The organism is Mycobacterium sp. 1245111.1 (assembly GCF_001673405.1).
Lineage (GTDB): Bacteria > Actinomycetota > Actinomycetes > Mycobacteriales > Mycobacteriaceae > Mycobacterium.
In genome coordinates this window covers 174766-192117 of record NZ_LZLV01000112.1, presented here as the reverse complement: position 1 = coordinate 192117, position 17352 = coordinate 174766, and the positions used below count along the sequence as shown (strand labels likewise).

Sequence of the window (17352 nt, the reverse complement as noted above, 5' to 3'; positions counted from 1 at the left end):
ATGAGGCCGATTCGTCAGCTTCGCTTGTCGGTTCTGCTTGCTAAACCCGCCATCTCTGCGAGTTCGCGCGCGATGGCCGCGCGCGCCATCTCCTGACGACTACTCGTCAGGAGACGTTTTGTAGCGGCGACCGACAACGGGTCGTGGCCGGCGACGGTCGCGGCCGCAGTCGCCGTCCGCTCAAGAAGGGCGTGGTCCGGCACGAGCCGTGAGGCGAGCCCCATTTGGTACGCCGCCGTGGCCTCGATCCACTCGCTTGAGAGCATTGCCCACATCGCGTCGGCCCAGCGGACCCGTGCGGGCAGGAGCACGCTGCTTCCAGCTTCCGGCACAATGCCAAGTGCGGTGAATGGCAACCGCAGGCGTGCGCCTTCCGCCATGAACACCATGTCGCAGTACAACAGCATGGTGGCGCCGATGCCGACAGCAAGACCGTTCACGGCGGCAAAGAGTGGCTTCGGGAAGCCGCCTAGTGCGTCTAGAAAGAGACTGAATTCCTCGGCGGCCCTTTGCTGGTCGAGCGCGGACGAATGTCCCTCGAGCAGAGATCGGTCAGCGCCGGCTGAGAACGCACGTCCGCGTCCGGTGATCACCGCCACTCGAGTGTGGTCGTCGACGGCGAGACGTTGCAGCGCGATGCGCAGTTCTCGGTAGCCGTCGACGGTGAAGGCGTTCAAACGCTCGGGTCGGTCGAGCGTCAGCCATGTGACGAAGCCGTCTTGCCGCTCGTCGATCATCAGTTGATCGTCACGCCCGCATCGACTTTGAACTGAAGTCCGGTGACGAACCGAGACTCGTCGGAGACGAGGTAGAGCACGGCGTGACTGACATCGACCGGGTCGATGCAAGGTGTGGGCATGGCGTTGATGAACAGTGGTACCAAATCAGCTCGGTCGCCGCCGAGTGCGTTACCGAGGGAGACTGGAATCATTCCGGTGGGGGCACCCGTCGGCAGTACGGTATTGACTCTAATACTCTGTGCGGCAAGCTCGTTGGCCAGCGACAAGGTCAGGCCGATGACTCCATGCTTGGTGGCCGTGTAGGGCACCTGTAGTGGAAAGCCAGCGGCTGCGCCCGCTGAGCTTATGGTTACCAGGCTGCCTCCGCCCTGTTCGAGGATGTGCGGTATCGCCGCTGCGCAGGTATTCCAGGTCCCGATGAGATTGACGTCGACGACAGTGCGCCAGTGCTCGCCAGTCGTCTCGTGCCATTGTCCGCCGGTCAGAACGCCGGCATTGGCAACGGCGGCGTCAAGTCCGCCCAACTCGGCAACACCGTCATCGACGGCCGACCTCAGCGCGTCCTCGTCGCGTACATCGACCACGCGGCTCACACACCGGCGGCCCAGGTCGGTGACAAGTCGGACCGTCTCTGCCAGATCCTCCTCGGTGGCCAGCGGGTATTCGATCTCGGGAAGTGACCGACACAGGTCGACTAGGATGAGATCGGCGCCTTCCTCGGCCAGCCGCACCGCGTGGCTTCGTCCGAAACCTCGTGCGGCGCCGGTGATCAGGACTCGCTTGCCGGCAACCCGCCCGGCTGCGGACGGGCTCACCACATCAGGCCACGGATGAGCTCAACTGGCGGGATGTCCTCTACGGCAATCAGTCCTGCGGGTGCACCACAGATCCATTCGATCGCGTTAATCACCCGCGCGGCCGTGGAGTAACAGCCTGCCTCGGTGACGTCGAGGCGAGGGTGTGAAACGTGGGTGTTGAGTTCGACACGCGGATCTCCGTCAATCACGACGCGGTGAACGCCGGGATGACCGTCGGGAGGAAATTCCCAGTCCGGCGCCGATGCATCTGTTAGCCGGGTGACATGTTCCATGGTGATCACCGCGCGGCCGTCGCGAACGCCTTCGACAGCGAACTTGATCGCGGCCATCTGGCCCGGTTCGATTGTCGCCATCTTGCATTCGATCCGTTCTTTGGTGTACCACGGTTCGATTCGCTGACGAACGTCTTCGAGGTCCACGCCCAACTGATCGGCAAGGTTGCGTACCGCCCCGCCCCACATCGTGATGAGCACGCCGGGCAGGAACAACAGCGGAGTGTCGTCCTCGGCACCGGCACCGAAACCCATTTGCTTGCCGGTGAATTCAAAGTCGTCGTAATTCGCGTAATCGAAAATCTCCTGCACCAAGATCGATCGGGCGCGCGCGGTCAGGCTCAGAGCGGAGTGCACTTCTGTGTCTCCCGAGTACCCAGGGTCGATGCCGTTGACGTACAGAGAAGCATTGCCTGTCTCACAGGCTTGTTGCAGGGGCAGGCGCAGCCAGTCGTCGGCCTGGTGGGGCGTCACCAGCCATACCATCGACGTCGCGGCGATGTTGATTCCCGCAGAGAGGAACCTCGACATTTGTTCGATTACTTCCATCGGCCGCGTTTCGCCCTGCGCGGTGTAGACCACGCAGTCGGGCTTCAGCGCGATCAGCGCGTCGACATCGTCGGTCGCGATGATGCCGGTGGGCTCGCTCAATCCACACAAGTCGGCGGCATCGCGTCCAATCTTGCTCGGGCTGGCTGCATGAACACCAACCAAATCGAGATCGGGGCGTTCGATCAGCACCCTGAGTGCGTGTACTCCGACGTTGCCGGTGGAGAATTGGACGACTCGGCGCATTCTTGTCACCGTTCTTGATTAGTAGTCGGGAATCGGCAGGGGCGAATTGTTGGAATCAATACCGCCGTCGACGTGGAAGATCGCGTTGGTGGCGTAGCAGCCAGGCGTGGAGAGATACACGCAGAGGCGCCCAAGGTCCTCGACGTCACCGAGCCGATGCAGCGGCGTCGCCTCTTCCATCTTTTCCCGTGACCCGGGCATCATGTCCAGACTGCCTTGCAGACCGTCGGTCGCGAAGGATCCTAGGGCGATCGCGTTGACGCGGATCTTGGGCGCAAGCTCCTGCGCCATGGCGCGTGTTAGAGCCTCGAGTCCGCCCTTTGCCACACAGTATGCGGTCAGCGCGCGGATCCCGAAACGCGCTGAGCCCGAGGAGATATTGACGATGTTGCCATGGCCGGCTTCGATCATGTGCGGTGCGGCGAGCTGGCTCATGATGAATGCCGACGTCACGCACCAGTCGAAGGTGTGCTTGAAGTCCTCGTCGGTGATGTCCAGGAACCGGGCGTAGGACGAGCCGCCGACGTTGTTGACCAAAATGTCGATGCGCCCGAAGCGCTCCATTGTGGTGTCGACGACGCGTCTGCCGTCCGGGCGGCTGATCGCGTCAGCGACCACGGCGAGTCCCTTGCCGCCGGCCTTCTCGATTCCGTCGATCGTCGCCACAATGTCCGACTCGGTGCGCGCAGTGCCGACGACAGTCGCGCCCGCCTCCGCGAGGACCCGGGCGATGCCTTGACCGACGCCTTTCCCCGCCCCCGTCACGATCGCCACTTGCCCGTCCAAGTTGAACTGCTCGAGCGCCATCACAATCCTTCCCGTCCGGTGGTCCTCATCTAACGGCCTCGATTGACTTAAGTCAATCGAGAATGCGCAATTTGCAGGTGCGCCGGCGGGCCTATCGTTGCGAGCGACGCTGTCGCCCGCGTTGTTGTTGGACGCAACATCTCTCATGGATCTCCCCGCAGTAGAACGCCTGCACAGCCCTGTGGCCACAACCCCGGTGACCGCGGAATTCAAAGATGGCGCCGTGACAGCGCCGCGCGGCAACACCGCGGCATGGTCTATTGACTGCCAGACTGCGTTAACTAGAGTCAGCGTTTATGAACATGCCATCGCTGAGCCGGGACCGTCGCGCCCATAGTGTGCCGGCAGCCGGGTTGTACGACAGCGGCCTTGACGAGCACATGGAACAGTCGAGGGCAGCGCAGCGTCAGGCCGACAAATGGCTCATCGCGGGCAGCGTCCTCATCGGCACCGCAGCCCTGGGAATTTTTGGCCTTCCACTCTTTCTGCGTGGCGTGTGGCTGTTGCGCGTTGCACAGCGCAAAGGTCTGAGCGTTCGGCCGCTGCTGGTCACACTTCTCGGTTATCTCGTCATCATCGATGCTGCCATCAACACTGTGGGATGGGCTCTCGATCTGGTGGCCAGCCACACGCTTCTCGCGCGAATCCTGTTGAACGGCTGGGGCGCAATGTTCGATGCCGGCTACTTCTGGCACTACAACGAGCTTTGGGTCGGCGGCGCGGCGGGCCCAGGTGAGAAGGCCATGGAAGTCGGGATGATCTTGACCGTCTTCAGCATGCGGATCGCCGCAGCGATCGGATTCCTGCAGATGAAGCGGTGGGGACACCAGTGGATGGTGATTACCTGCTGGATGGGCGTCCTCATCTGGTGTCTCTACGTCTTCAACATGACGATGTACGCCGACGTGCGCTTTTCCGGAGTGATCCTGCCGGTGGTGGGCTGGTGGCTCTACGACATCTTCTACATCACGCCGTTTCTGGCGATCCCGTACCTACACACGGTAAATCGAGAGATTTTCAGCGACTGACCATTCCATCTCGTGACTTCAGTCATTGACGTAGGTCAGTATCTGCGTTACAAATGCAGGCGATGACGTCACGAGTCGAGGCAAGGCGCCCGAGGTGCGCCAGCGGTCGATCGTCTGCGTCCCTCCGCTCGTACCTGGGCCAACCAGCCGGGGTACGAATCTCGAGGAACGTTCATGAGCGTTAGAACCGTCAAGCCCAGCGTCTTCGAGGCCAATCTGCCGGCCATCGACTACGACCTGACAGCTCCTCCCCAACTGATCTATCCGCAATTTTTGGCGGCCCGCGACGTGGCCCCGATCGCCTTGGGCCCTATCGGCCCGGAAATCTTGTCCTACGAATTGGCCCGATCGGTGTTAGGCGACCCACGATTCGGGATCCCGCCCGGCATCCACCTCTCTGCCCAGGGCGTGACGTCCGGAGAGCTGTGGGACAGGGTGACGCAGAGCATCCTCTGCATGGAGGGAAACCAACATCGCCGGTTGCGTGGACTGGTCTCGCGAGCGTTCACGCCGCGCGCAACCGCGCGCATGGACGAAACGATTCACGCTGTGATGAATCAGCTTGTGGACGACGTACTACCCTATGGCTCTTGCGAATTCGTCGAACAGATAGCTCGCCCCTACCCCATTCCGGTCATCTGTGCGCTGCTGGGAGCCCCAAGCACAGACTGGAAGCAAATCTCGATCTGGGCCGAAGACATCTTCAAGATTGTCAGCTTCGACACCAACCTCGTCGACGAGCAACCCGCAGTCCTAAAGGCCTGGGACGAATTCGACAGCTATATCGACGACATGATCGTCGCACGCCGCGCCGAGCTGACCGACGATCTGCTCTCCGAGCTCATTCGAGCCAACGACGACGGTGACAGACTTAGCACCGGCGAATTACAGATGCTGGCCTTCAGCATCCTCATCGCAGGGACCGACACCACCCGCACCCAACTCGCCGCGTCGATCCAGGTGTTGTGCGATCACCCCGACCAACTAGCCCTGCTCAACGATCGCCCCGAGTTAGCGATGAGCGCCGTCGAAGAGACGATGCGGCACTCCCCTTCGATGTGCAGCACGGTGCGCAGCGTCGTCGATGATGTCACTATCGGCGAATTCACTTTTCCCGCAGGGACATTCATTCTCGTAAATACCTACGCCGCAAACCGGGATCCGGACATCTACGACGAACCGTCCAGGTTCGACATCACTCGAACCGATCCGCCGCCAATTCTGACATTCGGAGGCGGCGCTCATTACTGCCTAGGCGCGAACCTTGCTCGACGCGAGCTCTGCGAAGCGCTCAAGATAATTGCGCGTCGGATGCCGAACCCGCGACTGGCAGGTCCGGCGCCGTGGCGTCCGCTGCTTGGGCTGAGCGGGCCCACCCACCTGCCCATCGAATTCGACACCACGACGAGCCAACCCGCTGGTGACTAAGTCGCGCTCTGCTGGGATTTCCGCAGCCCTTAAAGGAAGGACCCACCGCCCGTGCGAATCGTCATCACCGGCGGCAATAGTGGCCTAGGCAAAGAGACCGCCGCAGCGCTGGCGGCCGCAGGCCACCACATCGTGATCGCCGCCCGCGACGTCGGCAAGTCTGAGCAGGTCGCCGCTGCTATCGGTGGCACCGTGCAAGTGGCGCATCTCGATCTCGCTGATCTGAGCAGCGTGCGCACCTTCGCCGAGTCAGTAGACGCTGTTGACGTGCTGATCAACAACGCCGGCGTTCTGGGCCTACCGTTGGGCCGGACCGCTGATGGTTTCGAAATGCACATGGGCATCAACTATTTGGGGCATTTCGCGTTGACGTGTCTGCTCAGCGACCGAATCACTCGCCGAGTCGTATCGGTGACCAGCATGAGCCACATGTGGGGCCGCGTGCACCTCGAGGACCTCAACTGGCGAACGCGCCAGTACTCGAAGTGGTCCGCATACGCCCAATCCAAGCTCGCGGTGATGTTGTTCACCAGCGAACTCGCCCGACGGGGTGTCGCCGCGGTGGTCGTCGACCCGGGCGGTGCCGACACCAACATCGTCCGATACAGCACCGGCTTTCTCCGGTGGACCTCACATCAGCCGTGGTTGAAAGACTTCCCACAAAGCGCTAAAGACGCCGCGCGGGCCAGCATCATCGCCGCGACAGCCGATCTGGAGCCGGGAACCTACCTCGCTCCTACGTTCAAGCAGTGGGGTAAACCTCGAGTCACACGGCCGCTCAAGAAAGCGCGCGACCCGATCACGGCCGCACACCTGTGGGGACTATCAGCTGCACTGACGGAATGCGAATGGGCGAAACATTTTTCGGGGTGACACCCACGGTGACTGTCAGCACATGAAGGCGTCGCGGTTGACACGAGCTGGCTGCCGCTCACAAGGTGTGTTGGGCCGGTCAAGGTACGTTTGTGGCCAGCAGGGTCAGGCGGATGCCCAACACACTGAGATCGATCTCGTCGAGATAGGTGCCTTCGCCGGCAAAGCCCTGCCGGAAGCGTGGGATCGACCCATAGCTGTCGGTGATGGTTTCGGCTGCGGCGGCGTCGGCGACCTTGACGACAACCGTGTAAACGCCATCTCCGTGCTGATCGAGGAATTTGTTAACCGAGCTGGCGACAGTGGCCGTTGAGCCAGGGATGGCGCTGATGAGTTCGATACCCCTCTTCCAGTCCAGCGCTACAGTGACGCCGAGGTCGGCGAGTTCTGCTGTCTGAAGCTCGAAGCCAAGTTCGGCGAACATGTGCATCATCGCGGCTTGGCGGTCCGCCGCCACCGCAAACACCACATGATGCAGATGAGGCAGGTCGTGCTGGGTCATCGGTGCTCCGTTTCTGTGTGGCTAAATCGAGCGGAGATCAGGTGAGCTGAAGAGTCACTCATCCGGAAGAGGATGCTGTCGGCGCTAGTCGTCCAATGGTTCTGTCAGCAGCACTCCACGTGGTTGCAGCAGTGGAAGGTTGTTGTAGGTCGCGATTCCCGGCGCGGCGCGGACGACTGCCGGTATCGCAGTGATCGCCGGCATCGCTGTGATCGTGAGCCCAAGCATGATGAGGTCGTCGAGCGTTTGAGCCTGAAAATCCTTCGGCGGCTCAAAGGTCAGCGTGGATTTAATGGTGGGGCGCCCTTGCACCGTAACGGTGTAGCCGAAGTCGGGCAGCTCCCATAACGGTTTCAGCGTCTGTCCCTTGGTCCAGATCCCTCGGATCTCGATGACGTCTTGCTCGTCGAGAATTCCTTTCCAGCGGACGTCGATACCCGCGACGCATCCCGCCGCTATCGTCCAATTGCCCGGTAACTCGAGGTCGGCGGTGGTCTCGGCGTACTCGGCTTCACAGCGAATATCATCCAGGATGACGCCGAGGGCGTCGGCAACGAGCAGAACCGCTTCCCGAAAGATCCTCGAGCCGTGCGCAGTGACCGCCTGCAACTTGGGATCATTGATCGGATAGCCGAAGCCCATGGGCATTTCGGTTGCCGGCGAGTTGTAGATGGTGGTGTCGAAGACCTCGAGAATCGAAATTCGGTCGACCTTGTCGGATAGTCCGGCGCACACGACTGCGAGGAGTTGGATGAAGCCAGGATTGATGCCGCTGCCGAAAATGGTCGCACTACCGTCTTCGCAGGCGTCGATGATGCGGTCACGGTCGCGGTCGAGTCCGTCGCCGGTGATGAATTCCGACGTCGTCACGACGTTGATGCCCGCGGACAGGATGCGGACCAGATCGTCGACGTCGGCGAACATCGGGTTGTAGACCACACAGTCGGGCTTGAGTTTCAGCAGCGCCTCGATGTCGTTGGTCGCGTGAACTCCCAACGGTTCAATCCCGCACAACGTCCCGACGTCTTGGCCGACTTTGTCCTTCGACCACGCATAGCAGCCGACCAGTTCGAGTTGGGGATTGCGGGCGATGGCGTGGACCGACTTCGTGCCGACGTTGCCCGTCGTCCACTGCACGATTCGCAGGGTCATCTATACGGCGCTCAGGTGGATGTGTTCACCGGCCCGGACCGCGCGCCGGGTGGGTTCTTTCGTCCGGTATACCGGCGCCCAACGCTGCGATGCTCGCCGCTCATGGCGCCGGAACACTTTGTGGGTGAGCAGCTTTGCGCGCTTCGCGTTCCTGATGGATGCGAACGAGTTCGCGGAACCCGATGCGCTTGTATTTCGGCACTGGTTGGATACCCCACACGTCTTGTGCCGTGTGCTTGGCTGCGGCTCCCTCGGGGGGTCCAAGCACCGGGTAGGGAACCTTGCATTCGAGCGTGTCATCGGAGTATCGGACCTTGAGCAGTTCACTGCAGATCTCGGTGAGGCTCAATGTCGGATACCCGTAGTAGACGGCCATGAACGGCAGCGTGAACGCGCCCTCGATGACCAGGGCAATCAGGCACACCAGTACGCCACGCTTGATCCACTTGTGCATCCGCGCGTAATACGGTGTCGTTCCTGGTGGCAGATCCTCGGTGGCATCGTCGGACTCGGTGGACGTTGAACTAGTCATCTGCGGTACTCCTTGAGACCTGGTTAGTCCGAGAAAATTTCACGGTTGACGGTGTGCAGGTATGGAATCGCCAAGAACGGCGTGATGTAGAAGATGTCGAACGCCCACCACCCCACCACGGGAAAGATGGTGCCGGCGTAGCGCACATCGGCGTAGAGGGTCATGTTGAACACGTAGGTGACCCAAATGACCACGCCCATCCAGCAGGTGATGATCATCCATTGATGGCCCCACCGTTTCATTTGCAGGAAGCCGATGGCGGCCGACACGCGCATCGCAAACACGGTCAAGATGAAGCCGAACACCATCGACTTCTCACCCGGCCCGGCGGCACCACCCAACCACAACTCGTTGTAATGCCAGTAATATCCGCCGTCGAAAAGGTAACCCCAGCCTGCGGTCAGCACCCGGTTGATCAGCGTGTGGTTGGCGATCCAGTCCAAACCCCAGCCCAGCGTGTTGAGCATCCCGTCGATCATCACCAGATAGCCGATCAGGGTGACGATCATGGGCCGCATCGACAGTCCCGCGCGGGCCGCTTGGCGCTGTAGCCAGATGCCGCGCATGAAAATGGGAAAGCCGAAAATGCCGGGCGCCCAACACCCCATCAGACCGGCGCCGATGATCATCCACTTGTCGGCGCGCCGTTGCGCTCGCCGCGATTCGTCGTCGTGCTCCTCGAGGCTCTGTGATTGGCGTGAATCAGACGGGGTTGCCGCCGTCGCTTTCGACCTTGAAAGTCGTTCGCTCAGCGGAAGATTCACAGGTCCCACCACCCGCGGGCGAATGACATGTAAAGCTGGATCCCAAACATCAGGGCCAGGTAGCCGTAAATGACGAGTTGGAAGATGATGAGCGCCTTCTTGCGCTGGCGTTCTCGTTGATCGACCACGGGGATCATTCCTTTCTCTGCAGGGCGGGTGTGGTGCTCGTGGCGCCGAGGCTGGCGATGGCCACTTCGCGCAAACCATCGGAGATGGCGCCGTCGGTCGATAGCGGCGCCAGCACGCAGGCCTCCGCGGCCTCGAGTTCGGTTGCACCTGCCACAATCAGCTGTGCGGCCGTCACCAGTACCCGAGTAGAGGGTGGTTCGAAGTGAAAGGCCGAGTCGGCCGTTCTGATTGCGTTGGCGCAGTGGACAAGTCGTCTCGCGCTGACATTGCTGACACCAGTCTCTGCGATGATGACCTCCGCTTCGCGGTCGGCCGGTAGATAGCGCATGGGCAGTGTCACGAATCGCTGACGAAACGATGGTTTGAGCTCTTTGAGCGAGCTTCGATACGCGGGGTTGTAGGAACACACCAGCATGAAAGTCTTCGGGGCGATGACGCTTTCGCCGGCGCGATCGAGGTAGAGGGCTCGACGGTGATCGGTCAGTGAATGCAAGATCGCAAGCGAATCATGACGCGCTTCCACGACTTCATCGAGATAACAGATGGCGCCTCGCTTCACCGCCCGGGTCAGGGGTCCGTCTGTCCACACCACATCACCTCCGGTGACCATGAACCGGCCGACTAGGTCCGAACTGGTCAGATCGTCATGGCAGCTGATAGTGACGACCGGTAGGCCCAGAAGTGATCCCATGTGTTCGACCAGCCGGGTTTTACCGCAACCGGTCGGCCCGGTCAGCATGACCGGTAGGTGCTGCCGAAAGGCCTGCTCGAAAAGCTGTACCTCGTTGCCGCTGGCGAAATACGTCTCGGTGCTCATTGTCATCTCTGTTCCTCGGTCAAACGCAGACGAGTTCGCGGTGAACATGGGCCAAGACCCGCGGCAACTCCTCGACGCGGCGGATCCGTTGAGAACGGCGGGGACCGAAAACTTCTGGCAGAGGATCAACGCGCGTCGGACCAATGCCGATGTAATACATCGATACCCCGGCCTCCTTCGCCTCTTCAACGGCGTGCGCAGTGTCCGCCCAGGCGTAGCGGCCCTCATATCCTTCGTCGGAGATGAGGCCGTCCCCGATGACGATCAGCAGACGTCGTTCCGAGGGTTGGGCCAGCAGGCGGCTCGTCAGATGACGCAGTGGCGCACCCAGTCGGGTGTAACCCCCGGTGGTCAGGCCCGAACGTCCCGGCGCGACGCAATGTCGATCCGCGAAATCCTTCAGGCACGTGACCTCCACCCGGTGACGGGTGTTTCCGGTGAAGACGAAGATGCCGTGGCGCTCATGAGCCGCGGTCATCGCGCGCGACAGCGAATCCGCGCATGCCAGTTCCAGTTTGAAGATCCTGCCGCCGTGAACGCCAAGTGAGGAACTGCCGTCGAGTAGCAATGCAGTGGTGACATCGCGGTTGTTGGGCAGTAACTCCCGGAACAGTTTCGGTTCTACTGCCTCACCGGTGACCATGTCGATGTAGTGGTTGACGTACTGCTCGACGTCGAGATCTGATCCGTCTTCAAGGCGGTTCGTCATGACGCGATGTGTGTGTTGCTGAAACCACTTGCGCAGATCGGTCGACGGGACGAGCCGGGTATCAGATTTTGCTGAGCGTGAATGTTCGATCACGGCAACATGATTCGGTAGAAAAGCCGCGTTCCAGGCATTCCACTCTGGGTAGGGAATACCTGGGCGGTGCTCTGGAGTGACGTCCAAGTCATTTTCATGCGGGCGACTCGGTGGGGGGAGGTTCGGGTTACGCACGCCGCCATCACCGCCGGCTGGCACTGTGTGGGCGCCAGGTTTGCGCTTTTGGTTCGTCGTCCACGGCATTCTGCCCAGCGAACGGCGCAGCCTGTCGGCGACATGCTGTGGTGTGGTGTGACGTCTGGGCAAAGTTCCGATGAGTGGATGATGTTGCAACGGTTCTCTGGTCCGCGACAGTGCAATCGCGCGTTCAAGAATTTCATCGCCACTGAGCTCAGCGGGCAACGGCGCCCACCCCGTTAGGACGCGTTGCAACTCGGCCATGAGGCCCGGCCAAGTCGCGCCGACCCAGCCCAATGCCGCACGGCCCTCGATGACACTCAGCGCGGAGAGCTCGCGGGCCGACAGAGTGTCCAGACGGTAGCCCAGCGCGCGCTCTTTGGTCGGCGAACATTGCAGGGCAACACCGCAAGTCACGGTGGTTCGCGTCCAGTCACCACGGGATTGGGGGTAGGGCACGTAGACGAAGTCCAGCGCGGAACTCAAGCTGAACCCACGATCGCTGCCGGTGATTAGCCGTACTCCGTCGCGCCGGCGATCACTCAGTGCAATAGCGGTCAACGAGCAGCTGCGCTCGAAAGCTAGAGCCTGCCCATCGGTTGGCTCAACCATCTGCGGCGGCTCCCACCCGCGCTGGCTCGGATCTACCAATCAGAAGGTGCCGATGTTGGCGAAGAGCCAGTACCAGAACCAGATGATGAGCACGACTCCGCCCCACGCCGCGATGTAGCGACCGATTTCCCAAATCCAAGCCAGCATGCCTGATTTCCCCTTCTTGTCGATTGCGCGATAGGCGAGGACCTTTGCGTCCGGCAGACACCAGTCTGCGGCGGGCTGCCCGCCATAGCGGAGTTGCCGGGAACTCGCTCGAACCGCGCGGCATACTCCCGCCGCGCGGACGAGTCGCGTCGGCGCCGGCTAGTGCGGAGGACTCGCTCTGGTTAGCCGTCCACCTCGAGAGCTGCTGCGGTGGCCGATGCGGGGCCAGAGTTCGCGCAGAGCCCTCATGCGGTGACAGCACCGTTTCTTTGTAATCTAAATGCTGACTTTAGTCAATCACTTTGCCTTAGGGCAGGGTACCGCGCCTAACCCCGTGTGCCCTGGCAGGGCGGCACCGATAGCCGGATTTGCCGTACCGAAACGAGCCCGTTCTCAACGGCGGTCGAGGTGGCCGGGGAGGCCGACGAGCATTGACTTTGGTCCAGGGTGAGCGTTGGTCAGTGCAGGGAAGGCCCCGTTATGACGACACACCGCTGAGGGCTGTCAGCGTTCGGATTGACGGTAGCCGCACCGGGGGGTGTTAGCCCGGCCTTCGAAGGTTCACCGCCTGCGGCCCCGATCGACCGACTCTGACGTGGTCATGCTTCGTAGTGATTTCGCGACGAAATCGTCCACCAGCGCGCGACGAGTGGGCCATTCGAGTGTGGTCACAAGGAGCGCGTAGAGCCCGAGCAGAAAGAAGACGGCGCTGTTCATCGGGTTGACATCGGAATCGACGTCCCCTCTGTCGCGTGCGAGGGCGATCTGGTCGGCCACCAGCACGATCACCGGGTGGTCGTCGCCGCCTTCGAGCGGTGGACGCGTCTGGGAAAAGTGAAGCGCGAGAAAATCTTTGAACAGAAGCGCGCCGAGTCGTCGCTCAAGTCCGAGTATCAGTTTGACGGCCTCGTCGAGCACTTCGCCGAGATCGTGATCGGCCTTGAGAAACGTGCGGAACTGCTTGGCGATCCGTTCCTCTTCCCGGCGTTCGAGCTCCAAGAGCACATGTTCTTTGGTGGGAAAATGGAAGAAGAATGTTCCGTGTGCAACACCCGCGGCGGCCACCACCGCGCCAACGTCCGCGCCCGCCATCCCTGAACGTTTGAACTCAGCGATCGCAGCGCCCAGCAGCCGCTCCCTCGTTTGCAGCCGCTTAGTCGCGCGCGGGATAGCATCACCAGCGACGGCCATCGCCCTGCCCTTCGGTCTCGACGCACAACCCACAACGGAGGGTCGGCGGCAACTCAATGAATAGCACGACGATATCGCGCGCACCCACCGAATGAATTCTCCACGGCCGGTCCCATTTCGCAACGACGGCTGCGTTGTTCGGCCCCGTTGAACACCTGCGCCTAGACAGCGAACCCGTGCGTCGCAGCGCACGCTTCACGCCAAGACAGCAGCACCGGTGCGGCACATACTCGTTGACATAAGTCAGCGTCTGCTCAATACTGGGCTGCTGACACAGCTCGATGAACCCAGCGCACCCCTAAGCAGCGTGCGCTGGGACGCGCTGGCGATCAACTCGCGAGCCCACTGCACGAGAGCGCGAACCACGTTGCAGAACAAGCTCGACGCCTACCCCACCGCGCCACACCGACTCAGAAGGTATGCCCATGACGAACTTCGACGACGTCGATTACTTCACCGACCCTGCGCTGGTCTCCGACCCACACCCGTATTTCGATCACCTACGCAACAAGTGCCCAGTCCTGCGCGAACCCCACCACGGCGTCATCGCGGTCACTGGATGGGAAGAAGCCAACGCCGTGTACCGCGACACCGCGTCGTTTTCAGCATGCAACTCGGTCATGGGCCCGTTCACGCCGCTTCCCTTCACACCCGAAGGTGATGACATCACCGCGCAGATACACGCGCACCGCACCGAAATCCCGATGTTCGAGCACATGGTGACGATGGATCCGCCGCAGCACACCGATGCGCGATCCATCCTTGGCCGCCTGCTAACACCGAAGCGGCTCAAGGAGAACGAAGATTTCATGTGGCGGCTCGCCGATCGCCACATTGATGAATTCATCGCCAACGGCAGCTGCGAATTTCTCAGTGCTTACGCCAAACCGTTCTCGTTGCTGGTGGTCGCCGATTTGCTCGGGGTGCCGGAGACAGATCATGAAGAGTTCCGTGAAGCCTTCGGTGCTGAACGACCCGGTTCACGTATCGGCGCGCTCGACCACGAGACCATCGTCAGCAACCCGCTGGAGTGGGCCGACGAAAAATTCAGCGAGTACATCGTCGACCGGCGCCGCTCGCCACGCGACGATGTCCTGACGTCAATCGCGACCGCAACGTACCCAGACGGTTCGGTTCCTGAAGTCGTCGACGTGGTGCGCACCGCGACGTTTTTGTTCGCCGCCGGGCAGGAAACGACGGCGAAATTGCTGAGCGCTGCCATGCGGTTCCTCGGCGATGACCCCGACCTGCAGAGTCGTTTACGTAAGGACCGCAGCCGAATTCCCGCGTTCATCGAAGAATGCTTGCGGATGGAAAGCCCCGTCAAAACCGTCTTCCGGATGGTGAGCAAGTCCACCACTGTCGGTGACGTCGACGCACCGGCAGGCTCGACCGTCATGCTCAGTCCGGGCGCGGTAAATCGCGATCCGCGCAGATTCGACAACCCACACGAATTCGACCTGGACCGCACAAACGTCCGGGAACACCTCGCCTTCAGCCGCGGGGTTCATTCATGCCCAGGTGCGCCCCTGGCCAGAGTCGAAGGACGGGTCTCGATCGAGCGGCTCCTTGACCGGCTCGGCGACATCAGCATCGACGCCGACGTCCACGGTCCGCGCGACAACCGTCGATACACCTACGAGCCAACCTTCATCCTTCGAGGCTTGACTAGTCTAAGGATCAACTTCCAACCTCCCGCCCGCTGACACTTTCGTCAGCGTGCGCGCATTCTCCTTCGGGCACAACGCGATTCAGCGCCGTATGCGGGATGCGATCGTCAGTCGTGGCCGGGGCCGCAGCGCCCGGCCGGAACGGGGCCGCTGAGGGTTGGGCGGCCGTCGGGTTGCCCCGACAGCCAGGTGTTCCATTTGCCGTCAAAGAACGGCCCGGGGTGGCCGGACTTCTCATAGAAGCCTTGCGGGTCATAGACTTTCGTCTGCGGGAACGGCCAGGGGCAGGCCACCACCGTCGCCAGCTTGCCGGCCCGGATGGTCAAGAATCCACCGCCATACACCGCGAAATAGGACAGGCTCAGCGCTGCGAACATCACCAGGAATGACGCCAGCGCCGGGCGGCTGGGAAGTAGTCGCAGCCGCTGAGCGAGCTTCTCGGCTTGGGTGCGCCCGGTGTCGTCGCGGTAAACCATCACTGAGGCCGCGATCATCATCGAGGTGGCCAGACCGCTTTCCCACAGCAACGGGAACTGGTTGTAGTGGCCGGTGAAAATGGATCCGAACTCGGGCACCTGGGAGTAGGCGTAGACACGCTTGCTGACGCAGAAGATCTCGACCGCCGCGTCCAAGGCGAAGCCGATCACGAGAGTGATCGCGCTCAACGTGATCAACGGATGACGCCACATGAAGCTGTCGACCGGCCGACCGGCCTGCAGCTTACGTAGCAGCGGCATCGCCACAAACGCGGGCACGATGAGCACCGACGCGTAGGCGATGCAGACGAACGGTTCGATCAGCGGGGATACCGACACCCACGGCCAATCCACCGGGAAGTGCCACAAATCCGGGCTGAACACCGAATACGACACCCAGTCGGCTTGCGGATCCAGCCACGGCAGCGCCGTCCCCGCCAACACCAACAACAAATAGGGGTGTCGCGGGTGTTTGCGCCACCCGTAGGCGACCGCGGCGCCGCCGATCAGCATCATCACCAACGTCCACGTGTTGCACATCGGCGCCCAATTCGGCAGATTCTCGACCGCGCGACGTGCCTGCTCTGAGGGCTGCGGGTTGGCGATACGGGCCTCATCGGCACCCAACTTGGCATGCACACCGACAAACACGAGCACCGCGATGCCGGCCACCCACCACAGCAGCGAGACCGCGGAGAGTCGGCGCGTCCGGTTGCTGGTGGCCGATTCCGGTCTCGTCTGCTGGTCGGTCATGGCCCTAGCCCTTCACGGATCGGATGACACTCACGCCGCAACGCGACGCACCATGTGTAACTGTTTCGCTGAAGCTTGTCAACGAAACGACCGTTAGACAAAGTGGTTATGTCATCTCGCCAGGCCCAAAATGACTTAAGCAGATGGGCTTTCCGGCTACTGATGAGGCAGAAGACCGACGCGGTGGATCGTTTCGCAACTGCCAATTGGGAAAAAGTCTTCAGTAAAATCCACCTATGAGCCAGAATGTCTGCGATGAGGGGTGCACCAAACCAGCGCATTGCGCAGCGTCAGCAAACACGGGAACGGATACTCGACGCAGCCATCGAGGAATTCGCCCGCGTAGGCACAGCCGCCGCCGATCTTCAGGCCGTAGTCACCGCCGCCGGGGTAGCGCGCTCGACATTCAACTTCCATTTCCCCACCCGCGAACACGTCCTGCTCGAGCTGATCCGCCGTGAGGAAAGCCGCGTCGCCGACGAACTAGCCCACTTCCTCACAAACGAACGCGACCTGCCGGCGGTCCTGAACGAAATCGTCCGCCTCGTCATCGACCTCGAAGACCGTTGGGGGCCACTGCTATTCCGCGACGTACTGGGCCTGTACTTCTCATCAGCCCGCCCCGAGGGCGATGAATGGACCGACCACCCCACCATCGTGCTCCTCGCGGCAGAAATTCTGCGCGCCCGCAACCGCGGAGAAACCCGCCCCGACGTGGACTCGTTTCATTCCGCCGTCTTCTTCCTGCTCGGCCTCTACGCCTTACTCACGACACTGCGCGACCCCACACCCGGCCGCGACAACCTGCTCGCGAAATACGTCGTCAGCTCCCTCCACAGCATCGGGGCCACTAGCACCAGCGTGCCGCACTAAAACACCCCCAGCCGAAACGGCGAAAACGTTGCT

Annotated in this window: 18 protein-coding genes; 5 read left to right on the top strand and 13 right to left on the bottom strand. The window is 61.6% G+C overall.

The genetic code is table 11. From position 1 onward, the window contains the following. Nucleotides 1-14: 14 nt before the first annotated feature. Genes A5658_RS17500 through A5658_RS17485 form a run of 4 tightly spaced genes read right to left on the bottom strand, consistent with a single transcriptional unit; the run spans nt 15 to nt 3432 of the window. The gene (locus A5658_RS17500; RefSeq protein ID WP_067337799.1) at nt 15-737 is read right to left on the bottom strand and encodes an enoyl-CoA hydratase/isomerase family protein; all 723 of its coding nucleotides are present in this window, start codon (nt 735-737) and stop codon (nt 15-17) included. Continuing rightward, on the bottom strand, nt 737-1555 hold the full coding sequence (locus A5658_RS17495; protein ID WP_369830538.1) for a mycofactocin-coupled SDR family oxidoreductase: 819 nt from the start codon (nt 1553-1555) through the stop codon (nt 737-739). Before A5658_RS17495 ends, A5658_RS17500 begins: the two co-directional genes overlap by 1 nt. Then, complete coding sequence (locus A5658_RS17490; RefSeq protein ID WP_067337793.1) at nt 1552-2625, bottom strand: dihydrodipicolinate reductase; 1074 nt, start codon at nt 2623-2625, stop codon at nt 1552-1554. The genes A5658_RS17495 and A5658_RS17490 overlap by 4 nt, the downstream gene beginning before the upstream one ends. A gap of 18 nt (nt 2626-2643) precedes the next feature. Beyond that, nucleotides 2644-3432: an SDR family NAD(P)-dependent oxidoreductase gene (locus A5658_RS17485; protein WP_067337790.1), complete on the bottom strand. Its 789-nt coding sequence runs from the start codon at nt 3430-3432 to the stop codon at nt 2644-2646. Nucleotides 3433-3728: 296 nt separating this feature from the next. Between A5658_RS17485 and A5658_RS17480 the strand changes: the two genes are divergently transcribed. From A5658_RS17480 to A5658_RS17470, 3 genes are all read left to right on the top strand, one after another. Further along, entirely contained in the window at nt 3729-4460 is a 732-nt protein-coding gene (locus tag A5658_RS17480; RefSeq protein ID WP_067337787.1) for a hypothetical protein, read from the top strand. Between the two features lie 174 nt (nt 4461-4634). Next, on the top strand, nt 4635-5888 hold the full coding sequence (locus tag A5658_RS17475; RefSeq protein ID WP_067337784.1) for a cytochrome P450: 1254 nt from the start codon (nt 4635-4637) through the stop codon (nt 5886-5888). A gap of 51 nt (nt 5889-5939) precedes the next feature. After that, complete coding sequence (locus tag A5658_RS17470) at nt 5940-6761, top strand: SDR family NAD(P)-dependent oxidoreductase (protein ID WP_067337781.1); 822 nt, start codon at nt 5940-5942, stop codon at nt 6759-6761. A 79-nt stretch (nt 6762-6840) separates the two neighbouring features. Here A5658_RS17470 and A5658_RS17465 read toward each other — a convergent pair whose 3' ends face one another. From A5658_RS17465 to A5658_RS17435, 8 genes are all read right to left on the bottom strand, one after another. Further along, nucleotides 6841-7263 (bottom strand): hypothetical protein, encoded by a 423-nt coding sequence (locus tag A5658_RS17465; RefSeq protein ID WP_067337778.1) that lies wholly within the window; start codon nt 7261-7263, stop codon nt 6841-6843. An 84-nt stretch (nt 7264-7347) separates the two neighbouring features. Further along, on the bottom strand, nt 7348-8415 hold the full coding sequence (locus A5658_RS17460) for a dihydrodipicolinate reductase (RefSeq protein ID WP_067337774.1): 1068 nt from the start codon (nt 8413-8415) through the stop codon (nt 7348-7350). Nucleotides 8416-8515: 100 nt separating this feature from the next. Then, nucleotides 8516-8947, bottom strand: a complete 432-nt coding sequence (locus A5658_RS17455) for a hypothetical protein (RefSeq protein ID WP_067337770.1) — start codon at nt 8945-8947, stop codon at nt 8516-8518. Nucleotides 8948-8970: 23 nt separating this feature from the next. Next, on the bottom strand, nt 8971-9711 hold the full coding sequence (locus A5658_RS17450; RefSeq protein WP_067337766.1) for a hypothetical protein: 741 nt from the start codon (nt 9709-9711) through the stop codon (nt 8971-8973). Continuing rightward, nucleotides 9708-9839, bottom strand: coding sequence for a hypothetical protein (locus A5658_RS29125; protein WP_255360824.1), 132 nt, complete (start codon nt 9837-9839; stop codon nt 9708-9710). The genes A5658_RS17450 and A5658_RS29125 overlap by 4 nt, the downstream gene beginning before the upstream one ends. A gap of 5 nt (nt 9840-9844) precedes the next feature. Continuing rightward, a complete protein-coding gene (locus A5658_RS17445; RefSeq protein ID WP_067337763.1) occupies nt 9845-10657 on the bottom strand; it encodes a CbbQ/NirQ/NorQ/GpvN family protein in 813 nt (270 codons plus the stop codon). A gap of 19 nt (nt 10658-10676) precedes the next feature. Then, nucleotides 10677-12209, bottom strand: a complete 1533-nt coding sequence (locus tag A5658_RS17440) for a nitric oxide reductase activation protein NorD (protein WP_067337760.1) — start codon at nt 12207-12209, stop codon at nt 10677-10679. Between the two features lie 708 nt (nt 12210-12917). Continuing rightward, nucleotides 12918-13547: a TetR family transcriptional regulator gene (locus A5658_RS17435; protein WP_067337756.1), complete on the bottom strand. Its 630-nt coding sequence runs from the start codon at nt 13545-13547 to the stop codon at nt 12918-12920. Between the two features lie 425 nt (nt 13548-13972). On the opposite strand from A5658_RS17435, the gene A5658_RS17430 reads away from it, so the two are divergent. Next, nucleotides 13973-15253 (top strand): cytochrome P450, encoded by a 1281-nt coding sequence (locus A5658_RS17430; protein ID WP_067337753.1) that lies wholly within the window; start codon nt 13973-13975, stop codon nt 15251-15253. A 71-nt stretch (nt 15254-15324) separates the two neighbouring features. Here the strand turns inward: A5658_RS17430 and A5658_RS17425 are convergent, their stop codons facing one another. Then, nucleotides 15325-16446 (bottom strand): spirocyclase AveC family protein, encoded by a 1122-nt coding sequence (locus A5658_RS17425; protein WP_067337750.1) that lies wholly within the window; start codon nt 16444-16446, stop codon nt 15325-15327. Between the two features lie 255 nt (nt 16447-16701). Between A5658_RS17425 and A5658_RS17420 the strand changes: the two genes are divergently transcribed. Further along, entirely contained in the window at nt 16702-17319 is a 618-nt protein-coding gene (locus A5658_RS17420) for a TetR/AcrR family transcriptional regulator (protein ID WP_067337747.1), read from the top strand. The last annotated feature ends 33 nt before the right edge of the window (nt 17320-17352 follow it).